This is a genomic window from Citrobacter sp. Cb031 (genome assembly GCF_030336725.1).
GTDB classification, from domain to species: Bacteria; Pseudomonadota; Gammaproteobacteria; order Enterobacterales; family Enterobacteriaceae; genus Citrobacter; species Citrobacter braakii.
On record NZ_JAOWDA010000026.1, the window covers coordinates 124139 to 147343 of the forward strand.

Here is a 23205-nt window from a genome sequence, read left to right on the forward strand (position 1 = left end):
AATCTACAGTTAAAACAACGTTGTGCACTTAGTGCACATCAAGGCATGTTTTGATTGTAGCGCAAAAACTCACTTCTATACTGACCGCACAATAAAAAATTATTCACATTCTTTTAACAAAAAACAATTGCGCCTCACCAGGGTCTGCAATTGCATTTTGTCCGAGTAGTGAGGTTCTGAAATGACAACAATAAATCCAGATATCCAACCCGCTGTGCAGCACACCGTGCAGGTAGCGATTGCCGGAGCCGGTCCGGTAGGGCTGATGATGGCGAACTATCTTGGCCAGATGGGCATTGAGGTGCTGGTGGTGGAGAAGCTCGATACCCTTATCGACTATCCTCGCGCCATCGGCATTGACGATGAAGCGCTGCGCACCATGCAGTCCGTCGGTCTGGTCGAAAATGTTCTGCCGCACACCACGCCGTGGCATGCGATGCGCTTTCTCACCCCGAAAGGGCGCTGTTTTGCTGATATCCAGCCGATGACCGACGAATTTGGCTGGTCGCGCCGCAACGCGTTTATTCAGCCGCAGGTGGACGCGGTGATGCTGGAAGGGCTGTCGCGTTTTCCCAACGTGCGCTGCCTGTTCTCCCGCGAACTGGAAGCCTTCAGCCAGCAAAATGGTGAAGTGACGTTGAACCTGAAAGCGCCGGATGGCCAGCGTGAAACGGTGAAAGCTCAGTGGCTGGTGGCCTGCGACGGTGGGGCCAGCAACGTCAGACGTTCGCTGAATGTGCCATTTGAAGGCAAAACCGCGCCGAATCAGTGGATTGTGGTGGATATCGCTAACGATCCGCTCAGCACGCCGCATGTGTATCTGTGCTGCGATCCGGTGCGCCCGTATGTCTCCGCCGCGCTGCCGCACGCGGTGCGCCGCTTTGAATTTATGGTAATGCCAGGGGAAACCGAAGCGCAGCTCAGCGAACCGCAGAATATGCGCCAGCTTTTGAGCAAAGTGCTGCCGAACCCGGACAACGTCGAGCTGATCCGCCAGCGCGTATATACCCATAACGCACGTCTGGCCGAACGTTTTCGCATTGACCGCGTGCTGCTGGCGGGCGATGCGGCGCACATTATGCCGGTCTGGCAGGGGCAGGGGTACAACAGTGGCATGCGCGATGCTTTCAATCTGGCGTGGAAACTGGCGCTGGTGATTGAGGGCAAAGCCGGTGATGCGCTGTTGGATACCTACCAGCAGGAGCGCCGCGACCACGCCAAAGCGATGATCGATCTCTCGGTGACCGCAGGCAACGTACTTGCGCCGCCGAAACGCTGGCACGGCGCGGTGCGCGACGGGGTTTCCTGGCTGCTGAACTACATTCCGCCGGTCAAACGCTACTTCCTTGAAATGCGCTTTAAGCCGATGCCGCAGTACCACGCCGGGGCGCTGGTGCGTGAAGGCGACGCGAAAACCTCTCCCGTTGGCAAGATGTTTATCCAGCCGAAGGTAACGCTGGAATCAGGTGAAGTGACGCTGCTCGACAACGTCATCGGACCGAATTTCGCGGTGATCGGTTGGGGCTGTAACCCGCTGTGGGGCATGAGCGAGGCGCAGATCCAACAGTGGCAGGCGCTGGGGACACAGTTTATCCAGGTGGTGCCGGATACACAGATACAAACCGATCAGGATAACCACGACGGCGTTACCCGCATTGGCGATACGCAAAACCGCCTGCGCGCGTGGTTTGCCCAGCACAACGCCGCGCTGGTGGTGATACGCCCGGACCGCTTTGTGGCCGCCATCGCCATTCCGCAAACCCTGGGTAGTACCCTGAATAAACTGGCGTCGGTGATGACGCTCACCCGCGTTAATGCCCACATTCCCGCTGAAAAGGTGGCCTGATATGCACGCTTATCTTCACTGTCTTTCCCACTCGCCGCTGGTGGGTTACGTCGACCCGGCGCAGGCCGTGCTCGACGAGGTTAACGGTGTGATCGCCAGCGCCCGGGCACGTATTGCGGCGTTCGACCCTGAACTGGTGGTGCTGTTTGCCCCCGATCACTACAACGGATTTTTCTACGACGTGATGCCGCCGTTCTGTTTAGGCGTAGGCGCTACGGCGATCGGCGATTTCGGTAGCGCGGCGGGGGAACTGCCGGTGCCGACAGATCTCGCTGAAGCCTGCGCCCACGCGGTAATGAAAAGCGGCATCGATCTCGCCGTGTCCTACAACATGCAGGTCGATCACGGCTTCGCGCAGCCGCTGGAGTTTTTGCTCGGCGGTCTGGATAACGTGCCGGTGCTGCCGGTGTTTATTAACGGCGTCGCCACGCCGCTGCCGGGCTTTCAGCGTACCCGCATGCTCGGTGAAGCGATTGGCCGATTCGCCAGCTCGCTGAATCAGCGTGTGCTGTTTTTAGGCTCCGGCGGCCTGTCGCATCAGCCGCCGGTCCCGGAGCTGGCGAAGGCCGATGCCCATATGCGCGACCGCCTGCTCGGCAGCGGCAAACAACTGCCTGAAAACGAGCGCGAGCTGCGCCAGCAGCGGGTGATCAGCGCCGCCGAGAAGTTTGTGGCCGATCAACACACGCTGCATCCGCTTAACCCTGTCTGGGATAACCGCTTTATGACGCTGCTTGAACAGGGGCGTTTGCAGGAGCTGGACGCGGTCAGTAACGAAGAACTGTCCGCGATGGCGGGCAAATCAACGCACGAAGTTAAAACCTGGGTTGCTGCCTTCGCCGCTATTTCTGCCTTTGGCAACTGGCGCAGCGAAGGCCGTTATTACCGCCCGATCCCAGAGTGGATCGCTGGATTCGGCTCCCTGAGCGCCACCACACAGAACTGAAACAGAACTGAATATGCAGGAGAACATCATGACTTACCAACCGCAAACCGAAGCCGCAACCAGTCGTTTTCTGCAGGTGCAGGAAGCAGGCGAAACGCTGCGCGTACATTTCAATGACTGTGGGCAGGGCGAAGAGACCGTCGTGCTGTTGCATGGGTCTGGTCCGGGTGCGACGGGCTGGGCGAACTTCAGCCGCAATATCGATCCGCTGGTGGAGGCTGGATACCGGGTGATCCTGCTGGATTGTCCTGGCTGGGGCAAAAGCGATGGCATCGTAAACCGCGGTTCGCGATCCGATCTCAATGCTCGCATTCTGAAAAGCGTGGTCGATCAGTTGGATATTCAGAAAATCCATCTGCTGGGCAACTCGATGGGGGGCCACAGTGCCGTGGCGTTCACCCTGAGCTGGCCGGAGCGTGTGGGCAAGCTGGTGCTGATGGGCGGCGGGACGGGGGGCATGAGCCTGTTTACCCCGATGCCGACCGAAGGCATCAAGCGCCTGAATCAGCTGTACCGCGAACCGACCATCGAGAACCTGAAGCTGATGATGGAGATCTTTGTCTTCGACACCAGCGACCTGACCGAGGCGCTGTTTGAGGCGCGTCTGAATAACATGCTGTCGTGTCGCGATCACCTGGAAAACTTTGTCCACAGCCTTGAAGCCAACCCGAAACAGTTTCCGGATTTCAGCCCGCGCCTGGGGGAAATCAAAGCCCAGACCCTGATTGTCTGGGGACGCAACGACCGCTTCGTGCCGATGGACGCCGGCCTGCGCCTGCTCTCCGGGATTGCCGGGTCTGAGCTGCACATCTACCGCGACTGCGGGCACTGGGCACAGTGGGAACATGCGGATGCTTTTAACCAGCTGGTGCTGAACTTCCTCGCACGCCCTTAAGGAACGGACATGACGAATCTTAATCTTGAGCAGTTAGCCGCCGATTTACGTCAGGCTGAGGAAAAAGGGGACGCTATCGCCCCGCTGCGTGAACTGATCGGCGTGGATAACGCCGAAGCGGCCTACGCCATTCAGCGTATCAATGTGCAGTATGACGTGGCGCGAGGGCGTCGCGTCGTCGGGCGCAAAGTGGGGCTGACGCACCCGAAAGTGCAACAGCAGCTGGGCGTCGATCAGCCGGACTTCGGCACGCTGTTCGCCGACATGTGCTACGGCGACAACGACACCATTGCGTTTGCCCGCGTGCTACAACCGCGTATTGAAGCGGAGATTGCGCTGGTGCTGAACCGCGATCTGCCCAATGCCGATACCACCTTTGACGAGCTGTACAACGCCATCGAGTGGGTGCTACCCGCGCTGGAAGTGGTCGGCAGCCGTATTCGCGACTGGTCGATCAAGTTTGTTGATACCGTGGCGGATAACGCCTCCTGTGGCGTGTATGTGGTCGGCGGCCCGGCACAACATCCGGCAGGATTAGATCTGAAAAACTGCGCGATGAAAATGACGCGCAATAACGAAGAGGTTTCCAGCGGGCGCGGTAGCGAATGTCTGGGACATCCGATCAACGCCGCCGTGTGGCTGGCGCGCAAAATGGCCAGCCTCGGCGAGCCGCTGCGTGCCGGGGACATTATTCTCACCGGGGCGTTAGGCCCGATGGTGGCGGTGAATGCGGGCGATCGTTTCGAAGCCCATATCGACGGTATTGGTTCAGTTGCCGCCACCTTTTCAGCGGCGGTTACAAAAGGAAGTCAGTCATGAGTAAGCGTAAAGTCGCCATTATCGGCTCTGGCAACATCGGCACCGATTTGATGATTAAAATTCTGCGTCACGGCGTACGTCTGGAGATGGCGGTGATGGTGGGGATTGATCCGCAATCCGACGGTCTGGCACGCGCCCGGCGTATGGGCGTTGCCACCACCCATGAAGGGGTGACGGGGCTTCTTGCGATGCCAGAATTCGCTGACATTGACATCGTGTTTGATGCCACCAGCGCGGGCGCGCACGTGAAAAATGACGCCGCGCTGCGCGCCGTAAAACCGGGGATCCGTCTGATCGACCTGACGCCCGCAGCGATCGGCCCGTACTGCGTCCCGGTGGTGAATCTGGAGGCCAACGTTAACCAGCAGAACGTCAATATGGTGACCTGCGGCGGGCAGGCGACCATCCCGATGGTGGCGGCGGTTTCTCGCGTGGCAAAAGTCCATTACGCCGAAATTATCGCCTCGATCGCCAGTAAATCTGCGGGACCGGGCACCCGAGCCAATATCGACGAGTTTACCGAAACCACCTCGAAGGCGATTGAAGTGGTGGGGGGCGCGGCCAAAGGCAAAGCCATTATCGTACTTAACCCGGCTGAGCCGCCGCTGATGATGCGCGACACGGTGTATGTGTTGAGCGAAGCGGCCTCCCAGCTTGAAGTTGAAGCGTCGATTAATGACATGGCGGCGGCGGTGCAGGCGTATGTGCCAGGCTATCGCCTGAAACAGCGCGTCCAGTTTGAAGTCATCCCGGAGGATAAACCGGTGAATCTGCCGGGTATTGGTCAGTTTTCCGGGCTGAAAACCGCGGTGTATCTGGAAGTGGAAGGTGCGGCGCACTATTTACCCGCCTACGCGGGCAACCTCGACATTATGACTTCCAGCGCGCTGGCGACCGCTGAGCAGATGGCGCAGTCACTCACCCGTCAGGCAGGAGAAGCAGCATGAACGGTAAAAAACTCTATATCTCTGACGTGACCCTGCGTGACGGTATGCATGCGATTCGTCACCAGTATTCGCTGGAAAACGTGCGCCAGATTGCCAAAGCGCTGGACGACGCGCGGGTTGATTCTATTGAGGTGGCCCACGGCGACGGTTTACAAGGTTCCAGCTTTAACTACGGCTTTGGCGCGCACAGCGATCTCGAGTGGATTGAAGCGGCAGCAGACGTGGTCAAACACGCAAAGATCGCCACGCTGTTGCTGCCGGGCATCGGCACTCTTCATGACCTGAAAAACGCGTATCAGGCCGGCGCGCGAGTGGTGCGCGTGGCGACCCACTGCACTGAAGCGGACGTGTCGGCCCAGCATATTCAGTACGCGCGTGAGCTCGGCATGGATACCGTCGGCTTTCTGATGATGAGCCATATGACCACGCCGGAGAATCTGGCGCAGCAGGCGAAGCTGATGGAAAACTACGGCGCGACGTGTATCTACGTGGTCGATTCTGGCGGGGCGATGAATATGAGCGATATTCGCGCCCGCTTCCGCGCCCTGAAAGCGGTGCTGAAGCCGGAGACAGAAACCGGAATGCATGCGCATCACAACCTGAGCCTCGGCGTGGCGAACTCGATTGCCGCGGTGGAAGAGGGCTGCGACCGTATCGACGCCAGCCTGGCGGGTATGGGCGCTGGCGCGGGCAACGCGCCGCTGGAAGTGTTTATCGCCGCTGCGGATAAGCTCGGTTGGCAGCACGGCACCGATCTGTATGCGCTGATGGACGCCGCCGACGATCTGGTGCGTCCATTGCAGGACCGTCCGGTGCGGGTGGATCGCGAAACGCTGGCACTGGGCTATGCCGGGGTGTACTCCAGCTTCTTGCGTCACTGCGAAGTGGCGGCGGCGCGTTATGGCCTGAGCGCGGTCGATATTCTGGTTGAACTGGGCAAACGCCGAATGGTGGGCGGCCAGGAAGATATGATCGTCGACGTGGCGCTGGATCTGCGCAATAGCAAATAAAAATGATTACGCGGCTGGCAACGTATCAGCCGCGACTCACCTGCATCGTGACCTCAGAGGTACATCTTATGACTACCCGTACCCCCACATCTTACCGCCTGACGTTAACCGTCGGGCTTTGCTTTTTAGTTGCCCTGATGGAAGGGCTGGATCTACAGGCCGCCGGGATCGCTGCCGTCGGTATCGCCCAGGCGTTTGCGCTGGATAAAATGCAGATGGGCTGGATCTTCAGTGCGGGCATTCTCGGACTGCTGCCCGGCGCGCTGGTGGGCGGCATGCTGGCCGATCGCTATGGCCGCAAGCGTATTCTTATTGCCTCGGTGGCGCTGTTCGGCCTGTTCTCGCTGGCGACGGCGATTTCCTGGGATTTCTCGTCGCTGGTGTTTGCCCGTCTGATGACCGGCGTCGGGTTGGGCGCGGCGTTGCCGAATCTGATCGCGCTGACCTCCGAAGCGGCAGGCCCGCGTTTTCGCGGTACGGCGGTGAGCCTGATGTACTGTGGCGTGCCGATTGGCGCGGCGTTAGCGGCGGCGCTCGGATTTAGCGGTCTGGCCGCCGCCTGGCAAACGGTGTTCTGGGTTGGCGGAGTGATCCCGCTGCTGCTGGTGCCGTTGTTGATGCGCTGGCTGCCAGAATCACAGGTTTATGCCCAGCAAACGCAGGTGGCCGCCGCGCCGTTGCGCGCCCTGTTCGCACCCGCGACCGCCACCGCCACGCTGCTGCTGTGGCTGTGCTATTTCTTCACCCTGCTGGTGGTGTATATGCTGATCAACTGGCTGCCGATGCTGCTGGTGGAGCAGGGCTTTCAGCCCTCGCAGGCGGCTGGCGTGATGTTTGCTCTGCAAATCGGTGCGGCCAGCGGCACGTTAATTCTCGGGGCATTAATGGACAAACTGCGCCCGGTGGTCATGTCGCTTCTGATCTACACCGGGATGTTGGCTTCGTTGCTGGCGCTGGGGACGGTGTCGTCATTGAGCGGTATGCTGATGGCCGGATTTGTGGCGGGGATGTTTGCCACTGGAGGACAAAGCGTGCTGTATGCGCTGGCTCCGCTGTTTTACAGTACGCAGATCCGCGCGACAGGCGTGGGTACCGCCGTCGCCGTTGGGCGTCTGGGGGCGATGAGCGGCCCGCTGCTGGCAGGAAAAATGTTAGCGCTCGGCACAGGAACGGTAGGCGTGATGGCGGCTTCTGCGCCGGGCATTTTACTGGCAGGGCTGGCGGTATTTTTCCTGATGAGCCGTAAATCGCAGATGCCGATCCCGACCAGTGGCTCATAAACAATCGTTCGGTTGTATGAGTGGGGAGATACGGTTCCCACTTCCGGGTGAACGCCAGCCGGCGATGACGTTGCCAGAGTTTATATAAAGCCTGGCAACGGAGGCGTTATGAGCTGGCGGCCCTTTTTATATTTGATAATTAACCCCCACCCGATATTAAGCGCCCGGCGCGGTCATCTGCGTCTGGTGCAGGGTTGATTTTGCATTGTGTTAACAAACGCGGTATAACACACCTTCTTTGGATGTTTAGATGTCCATACGTTTGGAAGGTTATATGCAAACAACACAACAAAATGCGCCACTGAAGCGCACGATGAAAACGCGTCACCTGATTATGCTCTCCTTAGGCGGCGTGATTGGCACAGGGTTATTCTTCAATACCGGCTACATCATCTCCACTACCGGGGCCGCGGGAACGCTGCTGGCCTATCTGATTGGCGCGCTGGTGGTCTGGCTGGTTATGCAGTGTCTGGGCGAGCTGTCGGTCGCGATGCCGGAGACCGGGGCGTTTCACGTCTATGCCGCGCGCTATCTCGGCCCGGCGACGGGGTATACCGTGGCCTGGCTCTACTGGCTGACCTGGACCGTGGCGCTTGGTTCGAGTTTTACCGCTGCCGGATTCTGTATGCAGTACTGGTTTCCGTTGGTGCCAGTATGGGTCTGGTGCGTGGTGTTCTGTGTGATTATTTTTGGCCTGAACGTTATCTCCACGCGCTTTTTTGCCGAAGGGGAGTTCTGGTTCTCGTTGGTGAAAGTGGTCACTATCATCGCCTTTATTATCCTCGGCGGGGCGGCGATTTTTGGCTTTATCCCGATGCAGGATGGCTCGCCCGCGCCGGGGCTAAGTAATATCACAGCGGAAGGTTGGTTCCCGCATGGCGGCTTACCGATCCTGATGACGATGGTGGCGGTGAACTTTGCTTTTTCGGGAACCGAGCTTATCGGTATTGCCGCCGGTGAAACGGAAAATCCGCGCAAGGTGATCCCGGTGGCGATTCGTACCACCATCGCGCGACTGATTATTTTCTTTATCGGCACCGTGTTTGTGCTGGCGGCGCTGATCCCGATGCAGCAGGCGGGCGTGGAGAAAAGCCCGTTTGTGCTGGTGTTTGAGAAGGTAGGTATTCCGTACGCCGCCGATATTTTTAACTTCGTGATCCTGACAGCCATTCTTTCTGCGGCGAACTCCGGGCTGTATGCCTCCGGGCGCATGCTCTGGTCGCTGTCGAATGAACGTACGCTGCCAGCCTGTTTTGCGCGAGTAACGAAAAACGGCGTGCCGCTGACGGCGCTGTCGGTCAGTATGCTCGGCGGCGTACTGGCGCTGTTTTCCAGCGTGGTGGCCCCGGACACGGTATTTGTCGCGCTGTCGGCAATCTCCGGGTTTGCGGTGGTGGCGGTGTGGCTGAGCATCTGCGCCTCGCACTTTGTTTTTCGCCGCCGTCATCTGCAACAGGGTAAGGCATTGAGTGCATTACATTATCGTGCGCCGTGGTATCCGCTGGTGCCGGTATTGGGATTTGTGTTGTGCCTGGTGGCCTGTGTAGGGCTGGCATTCGATCCAGCGCAGAGAATTGCGTTGTGGTGCGGGTTACCGTTTGTTGCGTTGTGCTATGGTGCATATTTCCTTACTCAACCCCGTAACGCAAAACAGGAGCCAGAACATGTCGCAGAATAATCCGTTACGCGCTCTCCTTGAGAAACAGGATGTCCTGTTACTGGATGGCGCGATGGCGACGGAGCTGGAAGCGCGAGGGTGTAACTTAGCCGACAGCCTGTGGTCAGCCAAAGTGCTGGTAGAAAACCCGGAGCTTATCCGCGAAGTGCATCTTGATTATTACCGGGCGGGGGCGCAATGCGCGATCACTGCCAGCTATCAGGCGACACCGGCGGGCTTTGCCGCGCGTGGTTTGGATGAAGCGCAGTCGAAAGCGCTGATTGGCAAAAGCGTGGAGCTGGCGCGTAAAGCGCGTGAAGCGTATCTGGCAGAGAACCCGCAAGCGGGCACGCTGTTGGTGGCGGGATCTGTCGGACCTTACGGCGCGTATCTGGCGGACGGCTCTGAATACCGTGGCGATTACCAGCGCAGCGCCGAGGCGTTCCAGGCGTTTCATCGCCCGCGCGTGGAAGCATTGCTGGATGCCGGGGCCGATCTGCTGGCCTGCGAAACCCTGCCGAATTTTGTCGAGATTGGCGCACTGGCTGAGCTGTTGACCGCGTACCCGCGTGCGCGAGCCTGGTTCTCATTTACTCTGCGTGACAGCGAGCACCTGAGCGACGGTACGCCGCTGCGTGACGTGGTCGCGTTGCTGGCGGATTATCCGCAGGTGGTGGCGTTAGGCATTAACTGCATTGCGCTGGAAAACACCACCGCTGCGTTGCAGCATTTACACGGCTTAACGGCGCTGCCGCTGGTGGTGTATCCGAATTCGGGCGAGCAGTACGATGCCGCGAGCAAAACCTGGCATCATCACGGTGAGTCTTGTGCGCAACTGGCGGATTATCTGCCACAGTGGCAGGCCGCTGGCGCACGATTGATTGGCGGGTGCTGTCGCACCACGCCTGCGGATATTGCCGCGTTAAAAGTTCAGGCCCAGGCCCGATAAGACGTAAGCCGCCATCGGGCATTTTTTGCCAGATGGCGATACGGTATGAACCGGAAACATGGGTAACACTTTATGCCGCATCCGCCAGCACAAACATGCCGTACGGATGGATTTCGAGATAATACTGCTCGCCGACGTCCGGCTGCAGACGCGTAGCGTTGACCTGCAATAAAATCTCCTGTCCGTGCCACTCCACCGTGACCTCATATTGGGGTCCCATATACGCGACATGGCTGATCACGCAGCGTTGGCTCTCTTCGCCGCGGTCGCTGAGCGTGATCGCTTCCGGGCGCACGCCTACCATGCCCTCGCCTTGATCGCTAAAGTGCAGTGGGCGCGGCAGATGATAGCCGTAGATATCAACGTATCTGTCGCTGAAGGTGGCCGGGAACAGGTTGGCATCGCCCATAAAGCTCGCCATAAAGCGGGAGGCGGGCTGGCGATAGAGATCCTGCGGCGAGCCGATCTGCATGATGTGTCCCTTGTTCATCACCAGTACGGTATCGGAAACCGCAAAGGCTTCGCTTTGATCGTGGGTGACGTACAGCGAGGTGATATCAAACTGCTTTTGCAGCTCGCGGATCTTGTCGCGCATGCTGCGACGCAGGTTGGCGTCCAGGTTACTTAACGGTTCATCAAACAGAAGCACTTTCGGTTTGAGGATCAACGCACGGGCCAGCGCCACGCGCTGCTGCTGACCGCCGGAGATCTGATCGACAAAGCGGTCTTCAAATCCTTCCAGATCCACCATCGCCAGCGCCTCTTTGACGCGGGTTTTCACCTCCGCGCGCGACACGCCGAGCATCTTCAGGCCATAACCGACATTCTCCCCTAACGACATATGCGGGAACAGGGCATATGACTGAAACACCATACAGATATCGCGCTGTTGAATAGAACGATGAGTAACGTCTTCGCCATCAATGAAAATTTGTCCTTCGCTCGGTTTTTCCAGCCCGGCAACCAGACGCAAGATGGTGGTTTTACCGCAGCCGGACGGGCCGAGCAGCGTTACCATTTGCCCCTGCGGAATGGTGAGATTGATATTGTCGATAACCGTGTTGCTGCCAAATCGTTTAGTGACGTTGCGCAGTTCAACGAAATTTTTCTGAGTCATAGTGCGCTCCATTACGCCTGGTTTTTGGCTTTTGAACGGGAGGTACGTGATTCACCGATCAGCCAGTCAAAGATGAAAATAATCGCCAGCATCACCACGATTAAAATGGAACCGTAGGCAATCGCCACGCCGTATTCGCCGTCTTCTACGCGGTTCAGGATGTAGGCCGTGGCCACGCGGGTATCCGGCGTGACGAGGAACACAATGGCGCTGACGGTGGTAATGGCGCGCACAAAGCTGTAGATCAGCGCTGAGAGGATCGCCGGGCGCAGCAGCGGCAACAGGATGTGCGTAATGGTGCGCAGGGAACCTGCGCGCAGACTGAGCGAGGCTTCATCCAGCGATTTATCGATTTGGCCTAAGCCCGCAATGCCCGCCCGGATACCGACCGGGACATTACGCATTACCATTGAGATAATCACGATGGCGGCGGTGCCGGTGAGGTATACCGGGGCGCTGTTAAAGGCCAGAATGTACGATACGCCCGCTACGGTGCCCGGAACGGCAAAGCACAGCATAGTGGTGAACTCGATGGTCTTTTTGCCTTTAAACTGCTGACGCACCACAACCCATGCGATCAGCAGGCCGAAGATGGCGGTGATCGGCGCGGCAATCCCGGCGTAGAGCAGGGTGTCGAGCAGTGAAGGCCACGCGCCGTCGCTCATTCCCTGACCGAACAGTTTGGTAAAGTTCGCCAGCGTCAGGGTGTAGTCCACGCCCCAGTTAACGGTGAAACTGCCGTAGAAAATGCTGCCGTAGAGCAGGGCGTTAAAGGCAATCCACACCGCCAGCAGCGCGACCACGCTCCATACCAGCGTTACCGGCAGCGGCTGCACGTCGCCCCGATAGGATTTACCGGAAACGGTGACGTACGAGCGTTTACCAATCCACATGTACTGCACGCAGAACACCAGCAGCGAGAACAGCAACAGGAAGGCACCCAGCGTACTGGCGGCCTGGTAGTCGAGCTGGGAACCGGTGATGTAGAAGTAGATTTGTGTTGCCAGCACGTCAAAGTTACCGCCAAGCACCAGCGGGTTACTGAAGTCGGCCAGCGACTGCACCACCACAATTAAAAAGGCGTTTGCCAGTGCCGGTTTTAGCAGCGGGACAAACACGCCGTTAAAGGTTTGCCAGCGGCTGGCGCGCAGGGTGTATGACGCCTCCTCCAGCGACGGATGAATGGTTTTGATCGCCCCGTCGAGGATCATAAACGCCATCGGAGTGAAGGCCAGCACCTGCGCCAGCCAGATGCCGGTAAAACCGTACAGCCAGTTGGTGTTGGTCAAACCAAACCATTCGACCATAAATTCGGTGAGGTAACCGGAGCGTCCCATCATCAGCGTGACGCCTAAACCCACCACAAACGGCGGGGTGACGATTGGCAGAATCGAGAAAATACGTCCGATAATGGCGCTGCGTTTCGCAATACGGGTGGTGTAAATAGCCAGCACCAGGCCAAAGAAGGTACAGCCGACGCCGACGGCAATCGACAGCATAATCGAGTTGAGGATCACCTGAATGATATGCGCCTGCGACAGCACATTCATAAACGCCAGCGGAGCAAATTCTCCGGCGTCGTTGGTGAACATCGGAATGAAAATAGCGATACTTGGCCAGACGATAAAAATACCGATCAGCGCGACAATCGCGGTGAGCGAGCCGATGACGAAACGGTCGCCGCCCAGCCATTCCAGACGGGTGAGCGCCAGGGTCATGATCGCGCCAAGTGCCACAAACAGCACGATGGTGGCATAGCCTAAGCCGCGTCCCTCAATAGTCGCGCTGGCGACGATAAACGCCATACAGAAAAACGCCCAGCCCGCGTCAAAATAATGGCGGCTGCGCTGTTCGCGTCTGGCTTCATGGAACGGGCGCACCAGCAGCAGGCTTGGCAGCAGATACCAGAGCCAACTGATATTGAACTGTGACCAGCCGTAGGCGGCGAGAATTTCTTCGCGCGTCGACTCAAGCAGACCGTAGTCCAGGCTCCAGCTCGGCAGCAGGGCAAACGCCAGCCAGCCGAGTAAAATCCAAAGAAATATCGCATCCCGTTTTTTCACGGGATGGAGTGCAAGTGTGTGTGACATAGCGGTTCCGGTATTTCAGGCCGGATATGGCGTTAAGGCCTTATCCGGCAAATGAACGCAAATCTGGGGTTATTTACCCATCTTCACTTCGCTGACCCACTTATTGATCAGGGCTTTACGCACGTCGGTCGAGCCGTACTTATCCATGTCGTAATTGATAAGCTTCAGGTCGTCGAGCTTCAGCGAGTTAGGGGACGTCTCGGCGGTGGTGTTGGTCAGGATCTGATAGGATTTACCTTTCTTCCACGCCAGCTCCTGCGCGTCTTTCGACAGTACCCAGTCAACGAACAGTTTGGCGTTATCGAGGTTACGCGCGCCTTTCAGGATGCTGACACCGCCGATTTCATAACCGGTACCTTCGCACGGTGAGACAAGTTCCAGCGGTGCACCCTGTTCTTTTTCCAGCGAGTAGTCGTGCAAGAAACCGATGCCGATAGCCGTTTCGCCACGGGCGGCGTTACGCGCCGGGGCAATGCCGGATTTGGTGTACTGCGAGACGTTGGCGTTGAGCTGTTTCAGGTAGTCAAAGGCCTGATCTTCCCCCCACAGTTGGGCAAAAGTCGCCAGTGCGGTATAGGCGGTACCGGAGCTTTGCGGATCAGCAATCTGGATTTCGCCTTTGTATTCCGGTTTGGTCAGATCCTTCCAGCATTTTGGCACCGGTAGGTTTTTCTCTTTCAGGCGCTGGGTATTGACGCCAAAGCCCAGAATACCGACATAAACCGCCGAGGAGAGGTTGCCTTTCACTTTTGCCGGATCGCGGAACTTCTCCATGATTTGTTCGAGGTTTGGTGATTTATACGGCTGCAGCAGCCCCATTTCACCGGCCTGAGACTGTGGATCCAGCGTACCGCCGTACCAGACATCCGCTTGCGGGTTTTTCTTCTCGGCATCCACTTTCGCCAGCGTACTGCCTGAGCCGTTGCGAATGAATGAAGTCTTCACATCATATTTTTCACCGAAGGCTTTGGTTTCGGTTTCGCACATTTCGTTGGTGGCGCTGCAATACACCACCAGACGACCCTGCGCCTGAGCTGCACTGCTGAAGGCTGCCAGCGCCAGAGCGGAGGCAATTAGGGTAGAGGTAAGCGTCAGTTTCATTGTTTTATCCTTTGACTGAGAGAAGGGGGAATGCCCGCAATGAGCAATGGCATCAGCAATAAACCCATAAAGACAGCGGCAACCGAGAGCAAACTGAACATTCCCGACCAGCCGTAGTGTTCTATGACCAGCGACAGCGGCCAACCCGCCAGCGCGGCCCCCAGATAGGCGAACAGCCCGAGAAAACCAGTAATTGAACCTGCCGCCGCTTTATGTCCGCATTCCACGGCCGCGAGGCCAATTAGCATCTGTGGGCCAAACACAAAAAAGCCCACGGTAAAGAAACACACTGCCAGTAGCGCGTAGTGGTGCACCGGCGCCAGCCACAGCGCGGCGACGGAGACCATCAGCCCCAGTGTGAACAGCAAAATCATTGGCGCACGCTGACCGCTGAACAGCAGATCCGATCCCCATCCGGCAAACAGCGCCCCCAGCAAGCCACCGACTTCAAACAGCATTACCGTGGCATTGGCGCTGAGCAGGTTCACACCGTGGCTTTCCGTCAGCCAGATGTTGCCCCAGTCGTTGAGCGCAATGCGGATCAAATAGACCAACACATATGACACGCCGAGTAGCCAGATCATCGGGTTCTTCAGCATGGTGGTGCGTAACATTTGCCACAGTCCCATCGGCGGGCTTTGCTGCTCCTGACGCAACTCCAGCGGGTCTTGCCGCCATTCCCCAACCGTGGGTAAGCCTTCTTCCCGGGGCGTGCCTTTCAGTTGCAGGGTGAGCCAGACGCCTAACGCCATGCTGATTATTCCTGGAGCCAGCATGGCTGCCTGCCAACCCCACCAGTGGGCGGCAAAGGCGCTAATCAGCGGGATGATGGCCCCTCCGATGTTGATCGACATATTCCAGCAGCCCCACCAGAAGCCGCGTTCGTTACGCGAGTACCAGTGAGTCAGTAGTCGGGCGCAGGGTGGCCAGCCCCAGCCCTGAAAAAATCCGTTCAGCGTCCAGACCACCAGGAGCAGCGTCAGCGATTCACCAAAGGCGAACAGCACGTTTAAAACGCCGGTGGCAAACAGGCCAATGCCCATAAACGCGCGCTGTCCGTGGCTGTCGTGCCATAGCCCGGCGGTGAATTTCGACAGGCCATAGGTCAGATAAAACAGCGATCCCAGCAGGCCGATATCGCCTTTATCCAGACCCAGATCCGTTTGCAGCGCCGGGAGGACGTAGTTAACGCTTTTGCGCGTCAGATAAAACGCGGCGTACCCAATCACCATACACATCAGCAGCCGGGGGCGTAGCACCCGGTATTGTTGGTCTGTTTCGCGTGATGCACGTGCATGCATGGCAGCCTCCGTTTGTGCTGACTATAGGAAAGTGAAAGCAAAATGGGATGAGATAAAGTCCGCAGTGACTAAGACTTTTTCCTGGTTAACGGCTGATTTGTTGCAAATTTGTGGGCAGGTTAACAATTACCCGCGTGCCGTTGTTCGATTCGAGCGTCAGTTCGCCGCCAAGGGCGCTGACCCGCTCACGCATCCCCTGGATACCGAACCCGGGGATTTTCTCTGCGAGAATACCTACACCGTTGTCAGCGACGTGCAGAAACACGCGGTGTTCCTGCTGGCGCAGCGTAATCGATACTTCGCTGGCATCGGCATGTTTACAGACGTTATTGAGCAACTCCTGCAGCAGGCGATACAGTGTGAAACGCACCGTTTCATTTTCTGGCGTATTTTCAAGCTGATAGTCAAACCAACAGCGAATGCCGCGTTCGGCAAAGGCAAATTCATTCACCAGATGATGCAGTGCATCTTTAAAGGCCAATTCATCGAGCGCGGGCGGTCGCAGCTGGCGCAGCAGTTGGCGGGTGGAGTGGTGAATGCGCCGGGCAAGGTCGTTGATCTGATTTGCCGCTTCAAGCGTTTGCTCGCGACCCGGCGCGCGCTTGACCAGTTGCGACTGAATTTGAATGGCGGTGATGTTCTGACCAATTTCGTCGTGTAGTTCCCGCGCCAGGCTTTTGCGCGTATTTTCCTCGGTGCGGATCAGTTGTTCGGTCAGCGCGCGTCGCGCTGCCAGTTCGGCTTCCAGACGCTGGCGATAATGGTGCAGGTTTTGCGCCAGATGCTGCTGGCGGCTGATAGCGATCCCGAGCCCTATGCCCAGCAGCGCCTGGGTGGCGAGGAAAATCTCCAGCTCCAGTAAATTGCTGAACCCGACGCCGATTTGCCGGGCGATGGTGATCATCATGCTGCCGAGCAGTCCGGACAACACGCCGCCCTGCCAGCCAAATTTCCACGCCATCACCACGTTCGGTAAGAACACCACGATTAGCAGCAGGCGCTCGATCTCTGGTGACAGCACCATCTGGGTACCTATGCCAATAATGAAGAACAGACTGCACCAGATGATAAGCGAGGTACGCAGGGGAGGATTGGTGGTATCCAGTCCGAGCAAATGATAGCGGTGCTGCTGGCGCAGAAATTCATAGATCAGATAGACAAACGGCGTCAGCAGTACGCCGCCGGTAAACGACGCCAGGCCAATTAACGTTGCCGGGCTTTGGATAAACGGTGAAAGCAGGAGGGTATTGAGCAATGACGTGATCGTCACCGCGGCCAACAGCAGCGTTAAGCGCTGCCAGTAAAGGGGGAAGCGGTGCCAGTATGACTGGCCGATACTCGCCGGGATCAGGCTAATCAACGGCGCAGCCAGCAGGATATAGCCATTCACTAATTGCTCGCTGTGCAGCCAGAACAGCATCAGCACCGGCGGCAGTACCAGCGCGGGCCAGTAACGGCGAGAAAGCAGGATTAGCAGGGCGAGATAGACGCCGTGCGGCAGGAATAGCGCTGCCTGCTGGCCGTTGTGGGTCAGGTAAAACCCCAGCGTCCACAGCATCAGCCAGCCCGATCCCCAGGCCAGCAGAATAAACAGAGAAATAACCCCATGACGAAGGCTGCGTGACATTAATGCCCCGTCAGCAACTGGTGGTCGAGTGCAAAATGCACCAGATCGATGGTGCTGTGGCATTGCAGTTTGCCCAGCACGTTCGCACGATGAACGTGCACCGTTTTATGGCTGAGGTCGAGCTTGAAGGCGATCTCTTTTACGCTGTCGCCTTTGACCAGCAGATCAAACACTTCGCGCTCGCGTGGGGTCAATACCTCCAGTACCTGCGCGGGCTGTTCGCCGCCGCGTAGCGCCCGTAGCGCGTCGGCGCACAGGTAATGCCCGCCCATACCAACCGATCGTACCGCTTGCACCAGTTCCTCTGGCCCGCAGCGTTTGGTCAGATAACCGCTGGCACCGGCATCCAGTGCGCTTTGCACAAACGTGGGTGAGTCATAGATGCTGAGAATAATGGCGCGAAAACCGGGCTTCTGCGCCCGCAGTCGTTTTAACAGGCTCAGGCCATTTTCATCCGGCATGGCGATATCCATCACCGCAACGTTAACGTCATCATGCAGTAATGCAGGCCACGCCTGGGCCGCGCTGCTGTACTGGCCAGCAACGTTGAGATCGTCTTCGAGACTGAGTAATTGCGCAAAGCCGGAACGCACCACCACATGGTCATCCACCAGCACAACATGAATCATGATCTTGCTCTCTTGCCTGACAATGGCATCTATGATGCCTGCCAGCGCCGCGCTGGCAATCCCCGTGGCGCGGATATGTAACGAATGTAACAAAATCGCAATAATTTGCCGGCCTGCAATCAAATGCATTTCCGGGCTAAGCATTGCCGCTTTTTTTCTAAAAACAGATCGCTATTAGCCAGAATTTTTAATTCCTTTATCAAATTGTGCCGCAACGAAATACTGCCCCCATAACAAGACAGGGGAGCAGACAATCATGGCTATTTCATCGCGTAACGCACTACTTGCCGCACTGGCATTCATCGCATTTCAGGCACAGGCGGTGAACGTCACCGTTGCTTATCAGACCTCCGCTGAACCCGCCAAAGTGGCGCAGGCGGATAACACCTTTGCTAAAGAGAGCGGGGCTACCGTTGACTGGCGCAAATTCGACAGCGGTGCGAGCATCGTCCGTGCGCTGGCATCCGGTGATGTGCAGATCGGTAATCTTGGCTCCAGCCCGCTGGCGGTCGCTGCCAGCCAGCAGGTGCCTATTGAGGTTTTCCTGCTGGCGTCAAAACTCGGCAATTCTGAAGCGCTGGTGGTGAAGAAAAACATCAGTAAACCGCAAGATTTGATTGGTAAGCGCATTGCCGTGCCGTTTATTTCCACTACCCATTACAGCCTGCTGGCGGCGTTGAAACACTGGGGTATCAAAGCAGGGCAGGTGGAGATTGTGAACCTGCAGCCACCCGCGATTATTGCCGCCTGGCAGCGCGGAGATATTGATGGTGCTTATGTCTGGGCGCCTGCGGTAAACGCGCTGGAAAAAGATGGCAAGGTATTAACCGACTCATCGCAGGTTGGCGAGTGGGGCGCACCGACGCTGGACGTGTGGGTGGTGCGCAAAGATTTTGCCGAGAAGCATCCTGAGGTGGTGAAAGCCTTTGCCAAAAGCGCCATCGACGCCCAGCAGCCTTATATCGCTAATCCCGATGAATGGCTGAAACAGCCGGAGAATATCAGCAAACTGTCGCGTTTGAGTGGCGTACCGGAGGCGGATGTGCCGGGCCTGGTGAAAGGTAACACCTATTTGACGGCACAACAGCAAACCGCTGAGCTAACCGGCCCGGTGAATAAAGCGATTATCGACACCGCGCAGTTCCTCAAAGAGCAGGGCAAAGTCCCCGCCGTCGCGACGGATTACAGCCAGTATGTGACCGATCGCTTCGTGCAATAAATAAGGAGGCGCTGATGCTGCAAATCTCTCATCTTGCCGCCAGCTACGGTGGAAAACCGGTGCTGGAAGATATCAACCTGACGCTCGATAGCGGCGAACTGCTGGTGGTACTCGGACCTTCTGGTTGCGGAAAAACCACGCTGTTAAATCTGATTGCCGGGTTTGTGCCGTATCAGCATGGCAGCATTATGCTGGCGGGCAACAAGGTTGAAGGTCCAGGCGCAGAGCGCGGGGTTGTGTTCCAGAACGAAGGCCTGCTGCCCTGGCGCAACGTGCAGGACAACGTGGCCTTCGGGCTGCAACTGGCGGGGATGGAGAAGCCCCAACGTCAACGAATCGCGCGGGAGATGTTGCAGAAAGTTGGGCTGGAGGATGCGGGAAAACGTTTTATCTGGCAGCTCTCTGGTGGTCAGCGTCAGCGCGTCGGTATTGCGCGGGCGTTGGCTGCCAACCCGCAGCTGTTGTTGCTGGATGAACCCTTTGGCGCGCTCGACGCCTTTACCCGCGAGCAGATGCAAACCCTGCTGCTGAAGTTGTGGCATGAGACTGGCAAACAGGTGCTGTTGATTACCCACGATATTGAAGAAGCCGTTTTTATGGCAACGGAGCTGGTATTGCTGTCGCCAGGCCCTGGCCGGGTACTGGAGCGTCTGCCGCTGAATTTCGCTCGTCGCTTTGTGGCCGGAGAGCCGAGCCGCAGCATTAAGTCCGACCCGCAGTTTATCGCCATGCGCGAGTATGTGTTAGGTCGTGTCTTTGAACAACGGGAGGCATTCTCATGAGCGTGGTGATTAATGATAAACCCCGTCGCCAGCGCGCGCTGAACTGGCGCTGGCCGTTCTCGCGGCAGATTACCTTAAGCTTCGGTACGCTGGTCGTCATTCTGGCGGTGTGGTGGACGGTGGCGGCGCTGCAGTTAATCAGTCCGCTGTTTTTACCCCCGCCGGGCCAGGTTTTGCAAAAACTGATGGTTATTGCCGGGCCGCAGGGGTTTATGGATGCCACGCTGTGGCAGCATCTGGCGGCGAGCCTGACGCGTATTGTTATCGCGCTGCTGGCGGCGGTACTGCTCGGCGTTCCGGTTGGGATCGCTATGGGGCTGAGTCCGACGATGCGCGGCATTCTCGATCCGATCATTGAACTGTATCGTCCGGTTCCGCCATTGGCCTATTTGCCGCTGATGGTGATCTGGTTTGGCATTGGTGAGACCTCCAAGATCCTGCTGATCTATCTGGCGATATTCGCCCCTGTAGCGATGTCGGCGCTGGCGGGGGTTAAAAGCGCGCAGCAGGTGAGAGTGCGTGCCGCACAGTCGCTGGGAGCCAGCCGTACGCAGGTGCTGTGGTTTGTTATTTTGCCGGGGGCATTGCCGGAGATACTCACAGGGTTGCGTATCGGGCTTGGCGTGGGCTGGTCGACGTTGGTGGCAGCAGAGCTGATTGCCGCCACGCGAGGTTTAGGATTTATGGTGCAGTCAGCCGGTGAGTTTCTGGCAACGGATGTGGTGCTGGCGGGGATCGCGGTGATTGCCGTTATCGCGTTTATTTTAGAACTGGGTCTGCGCGCGCTTCAGCGCCGCCTGACGCCCTGGCATGGAGAAGTACAATGAGTGAACGTCTGAGCATTACCCCGCTGGGGCCGAACATTGGCGCACAAATCACCGGTGCGGATTTGACGCGCCCGCTGAGCGATAATCAGTTTGAACAGCTTTATCACGCCGTACTGCGCCATCAGGTGGTGTTTCTGCGTGAGCAGGTGATTACGCCGCAACAACAGCGGGCGCTGGCGCTGCGTTTTGGCGATCTGCATATTCACCCTGTCTATCCGCATGCCGAAGGGGTTGAAGAGATTATCGTGCTGGATACTCATAACGATAATCCGCCGGATAACGACAACTGGCACACCGATGTGACCTTTATCGACACGCCGCCAGCGGGCGCGATTCTGGCGGCAAAAGAGCTGCCATCGACAGGGGGAGACACCCTGTGGACCAGCGGGATTGCCGCTTATGACGCATTATCTGAGCCGTTTCGCCAGTTGCTGAGCGGCCTGCGGGCAGAGCATGATTTTCGTAAATCCTTCCAGGAATATAAATACCGCCAGACGCCAGAGGAGCATCAGCGCTGGCTGGAGGCGGTGGCAAAGCATCCGCCCCTGCTGCATCCGGTGGTGCGCACGCATCCAGTGAGCGGGAAGCAGGCGCTGTTCGTGAATGAAGGATTTACCACGCGAATTGTCGATGTGACGGAAAAAGAGAGCGAGGCGTTACTGCGCTTTTTGTTCGCGCATATCACTAAACCGGAGTTCCAGGTGCGCTGGCGTTGGCAGCCCAACGATGTGGCGATTTGGGATAATCGCGTGACGCAGCATTATGCGAATGCGGATTATCTGCCCCTGCGGCGCATTATGCACCGGGCGACAATTTTGGGAGACAAGCCGTTTTTTCGGGCGGGGTGATTATCGGAGACGCTTCATTTACCGGGCCTACGACCTGTAGGTCCGGTAAAGCGAAGCCGTCATTAGGCAACAAAGTGATTAGCGCAGGATTTTTTTCTCAGCCAGATCCAGTGCGAAGTAGCTGAAGATCAGATCCGCGCCAGCGCGTTTGATCGAGCCTAAGCTTTCCAGCACCACTTTCTCTTCATCTATTGCACCCGCAAGGGCTGCAAACTTGATCATCGCGTATTCACCGCTGACCTGATAAGCGCCAATCGGCAGCTCGGTGCGCTCGCGGATATCGCGCAGAATATCGAGGTATGCGCCAGCCGGTTTGACCATCAAGCAGTCTGCGCCCTGGGCTTCATCCAGCAGCGATTCGCGGATCGCTTCCCGACGGTTCATCGGGTTCATCTGATAGGTTTTACGATCGCCCTTCAGCGCGGTACCTGCGGCTTCACGGAATGGGCCATAGAAAGAAGAGGCAAATTTGGTGGAGTAGGACATGATCGCGGTATCGGTAAAGCCCGCGGCATCCAGCGCCTGGCGAATCGCCTGCACCTGGCCGTCCATTGCGGCGGAAGGGGCGATGAAATCTGCGCCCGCAGCGGCGGCAACGACCGCTTGTTTGCCGAGATTGGCAAGGGTTAAATCGTTATCAACGCCGTGCTCGCATAATACGCCGCAGTGACCGTGCGAGGTGTATTCACAGAAGCAGGTGTCGGACATGACGATCATCTCCGGTACGGTCTGCTTACAGATACGCGACATGCGCGCCACCAGACCGTCTTCTTTCCAGGCATCGCTGCCGGTGTCATCGGTGTGATGAGAAATGCCGAAGGTCATAACCGAGCGGATGCCTGCATTAGCAATGCGTTCAATTTCGCGCGCCAGATGCTTCTCTGGAATGCGCATCACGCCGGGCATGGCCTCGATAGCTTTGTAATCGTCGAGTTCTTCTTCAACAAAGATCGGCAACACCAGGTCATTTAAGCTGAGTGTTGTCTCTTCAAACATAGCGCGCAGCGCAGGTGATTTGCGCAGGCGGCGAGGGCGTTGGATTAGGTCTGTCATGGTATGCCTGATGTTTGTGGAATCGAAGGCCGTAGTATACCCGAACCTGAGGGTGGGTGGTTTACGAAAGTTGGCGTTATATCTGGATTTTCCATCGTGGAAGGCTGAATCATTAGAGCAATTTATTCACATTTATGGCAAGTTATTTATATTCATTGTTTTGCTTGTTTCTATTTTTATTATTTTAAATATCGATATGTTTATTTGTGTAGGGCTGGTGATAATTCCTCTTTATTTATTGTTTATTTGTTTGGGTGTGTGG

Annotated in this window: 20 protein-coding genes; 13 read left to right on the plus strand and 7 right to left on the minus strand. The window is 57.3% G+C overall.

The features are described 5' to 3' along the window. The first annotated feature begins 181 nt into the window (after positions 1–181). The 9 genes from OGV93_RS11895 (at position 182) to mmuM (ending at position 10349) form a co-directional block, all read left to right on the plus strand. The gene (locus tag OGV93_RS11895) at positions 182–1846 is read left to right on the plus strand and encodes a bifunctional 3-(3-hydroxy-phenyl)propionate/3-hydroxycinnamic acid hydroxylase (RefSeq protein ID WP_016151971.1); all 1665 of its coding nucleotides are present in this window, start codon (positions 182–184) and stop codon (positions 1844–1846) included. 1 nt (position 1847) lies between these two features. Further along, positions 1848–2792, plus strand: coding sequence for a 2,3-dihydroxyphenylpropionate/2,3-dihydroxicinnamic acid 1,2-dioxygenase (gene mhpB, locus OGV93_RS11900; protein ID WP_046275617.1), 945 nt, complete (start codon positions 1848–1850; stop codon positions 2790–2792). A 28-nt stretch (positions 2793–2820) separates the two neighbouring features. Further along, on the plus strand, positions 2821–3687 hold the full coding sequence (gene mhpC, locus OGV93_RS11905) for a 2-hydroxy-6-oxonona-2,4-dienedioate hydrolase (protein WP_286482713.1): 867 nt from the start codon (positions 2821–2823) through the stop codon (positions 3685–3687). 9 nt (positions 3688–3696) lie between these two features. Next, entirely contained in the window at positions 3697–4506 is an 810-nt protein-coding gene (gene mhpD / locus OGV93_RS11910; protein WP_046275616.1) for a 2-keto-4-pentenoate hydratase, read from the plus strand. Further along, positions 4503–5453: an acetaldehyde dehydrogenase gene (gene mhpF / locus OGV93_RS11915; RefSeq protein ID WP_019076126.1), complete on the plus strand. Its 951-nt coding sequence runs from the start codon at positions 4503–4505 to the stop codon at positions 5451–5453. The genes mhpD and mhpF overlap by 4 nt, the downstream gene beginning before the upstream one ends. Then, positions 5450–6463: a 4-hydroxy-2-oxovalerate aldolase gene (gene mhpE, locus OGV93_RS11920; protein ID WP_016151976.1), complete on the plus strand. Its 1014-nt coding sequence runs from the start codon at positions 5450–5452 to the stop codon at positions 6461–6463. Before mhpF ends, mhpE begins: the two co-directional genes overlap by 4 nt. A gap of 68 nt (positions 6464–6531) precedes the next feature. Continuing rightward, complete coding sequence (mhpT, locus tag OGV93_RS11925) at positions 6532–7743, plus strand: 3-(3-hydroxy-phenyl)propionate transporter MhpT (RefSeq protein ID WP_016155816.1); 1212 nt, start codon at positions 6532–6534, stop codon at positions 7741–7743. Positions 7744–8017: 274 nt separating this feature from the next. Beyond that, a complete protein-coding gene (gene mmuP / locus OGV93_RS11930) occupies positions 8018–9421 on the plus strand; it encodes an S-methylmethionine permease (protein ID WP_032946968.1) in 1404 nt (467 codons plus the stop codon). Next, the gene (gene mmuM / locus OGV93_RS11935) at positions 9408–10349 is read left to right on the plus strand and encodes a homocysteine S-methyltransferase (protein WP_016151980.1); all 942 of its coding nucleotides are present in this window, start codon (positions 9408–9410) and stop codon (positions 10347–10349) included. The genes mmuP and mmuM overlap by 14 nt, the downstream gene beginning before the upstream one ends. Positions 10350–10419: 70 nt before the next feature. Here mmuM and fbpC read toward each other — a convergent pair whose 3' ends face one another. The 6 genes from fbpC to OGV93_RS11965 all read right to left on the minus strand — a co-directional run bounded on the left by fbpC (position 10420) and on the right by OGV93_RS11965 (position 18214). Further along, positions 10420–11466 (minus strand): ferric ABC transporter ATP-binding protein, encoded by a 1047-nt coding sequence (fbpC, locus tag OGV93_RS11940; protein ID WP_049270222.1) that lies wholly within the window; start codon positions 11464–11466, stop codon positions 10420–10422. A gap of 11 nt (positions 11467–11477) precedes the next feature. After that, positions 11478–13556, minus strand: a complete 2079-nt coding sequence (locus OGV93_RS11945; RefSeq protein ID WP_049270220.1) for an ABC transporter permease — start codon at positions 13554–13556, stop codon at positions 11478–11480. A gap of 69 nt (positions 13557–13625) precedes the next feature. Further along, positions 13626–14657, minus strand: coding sequence for an ABC transporter substrate-binding protein (locus OGV93_RS11950; protein ID WP_047416955.1), 1032 nt, complete (start codon positions 14655–14657; stop codon positions 13626–13628). Beyond that, on the minus strand, positions 14654–15958 hold the full coding sequence (gene uhpC, locus OGV93_RS11955; RefSeq protein WP_095715148.1) for an MFS transporter family glucose-6-phosphate receptor UhpC: 1305 nt from the start codon (positions 15956–15958) through the stop codon (positions 14654–14656). Before uhpC ends, OGV93_RS11950 begins: the two co-directional genes overlap by 4 nt. Positions 15959–16043: 85 nt before the next feature. After that, positions 16044–17585 (minus strand): MASE1 domain-containing sensor histidine kinase, encoded by a 1542-nt coding sequence (locus tag OGV93_RS11960; RefSeq protein ID WP_137366564.1) that lies wholly within the window; start codon positions 17583–17585, stop codon positions 16044–16046. Beyond that, positions 17585–18214: a response regulator transcription factor gene (locus tag OGV93_RS11965; RefSeq protein WP_029139427.1), complete on the minus strand. Its 630-nt coding sequence runs from the start codon at positions 18212–18214 to the stop codon at positions 17585–17587. Before OGV93_RS11965 ends, OGV93_RS11960 begins: the two co-directional genes overlap by 1 nt. A gap of 256 nt (positions 18215–18470) precedes the next feature. Here OGV93_RS11965 and tauA point away from each other — a divergent pair, with 256 nt between their 5' ends. From tauA to tauD, 4 genes are read left to right on the plus strand one after another with little or no spacing between them, the layout of a single operon-like run. Further along, positions 18471–19433 carry a taurine ABC transporter substrate-binding protein gene (gene tauA / locus OGV93_RS11970; RefSeq protein WP_049042255.1) on the plus strand — a complete coding sequence of 321 codons (963 nt, stop codon included), beginning with the start codon at positions 18471–18473 and terminating at the stop codon, positions 19431–19433. Between the two features lie 14 nt (positions 19434–19447). Next, positions 19448–20215 carry a taurine ABC transporter ATP-binding subunit gene (tauB, locus tag OGV93_RS11975; protein ID WP_103928963.1) on the plus strand — a complete coding sequence of 256 codons (768 nt, stop codon included), beginning with the start codon at positions 19448–19450 and terminating at the stop codon, positions 20213–20215. Beyond that, positions 20212–21042 (plus strand): taurine ABC transporter permease TauC, encoded by an 831-nt coding sequence (tauC, locus tag OGV93_RS11980; RefSeq protein ID WP_016155826.1) that lies wholly within the window; start codon positions 20212–20214, stop codon positions 21040–21042. Before tauB ends, tauC begins: the two co-directional genes overlap by 4 nt. Next, positions 21039–21890, plus strand: coding sequence for a taurine dioxygenase (tauD, locus tag OGV93_RS11985; RefSeq protein ID WP_049042258.1), 852 nt, complete (start codon positions 21039–21041; stop codon positions 21888–21890). Before tauC ends, tauD begins: the two co-directional genes overlap by 4 nt. Before the next feature lie 78 nt (positions 21891–21968). On the opposite strand, the gene hemB is transcribed toward tauD, so the two are convergent. Beyond that, a complete protein-coding gene (hemB, locus tag OGV93_RS11990; RefSeq protein ID WP_016151991.1) occupies positions 21969–22943 on the minus strand; it encodes a porphobilinogen synthase in 975 nt (324 codons plus the stop codon). Between the last annotated feature and the right edge of the window lie 262 nt (positions 22944–23205).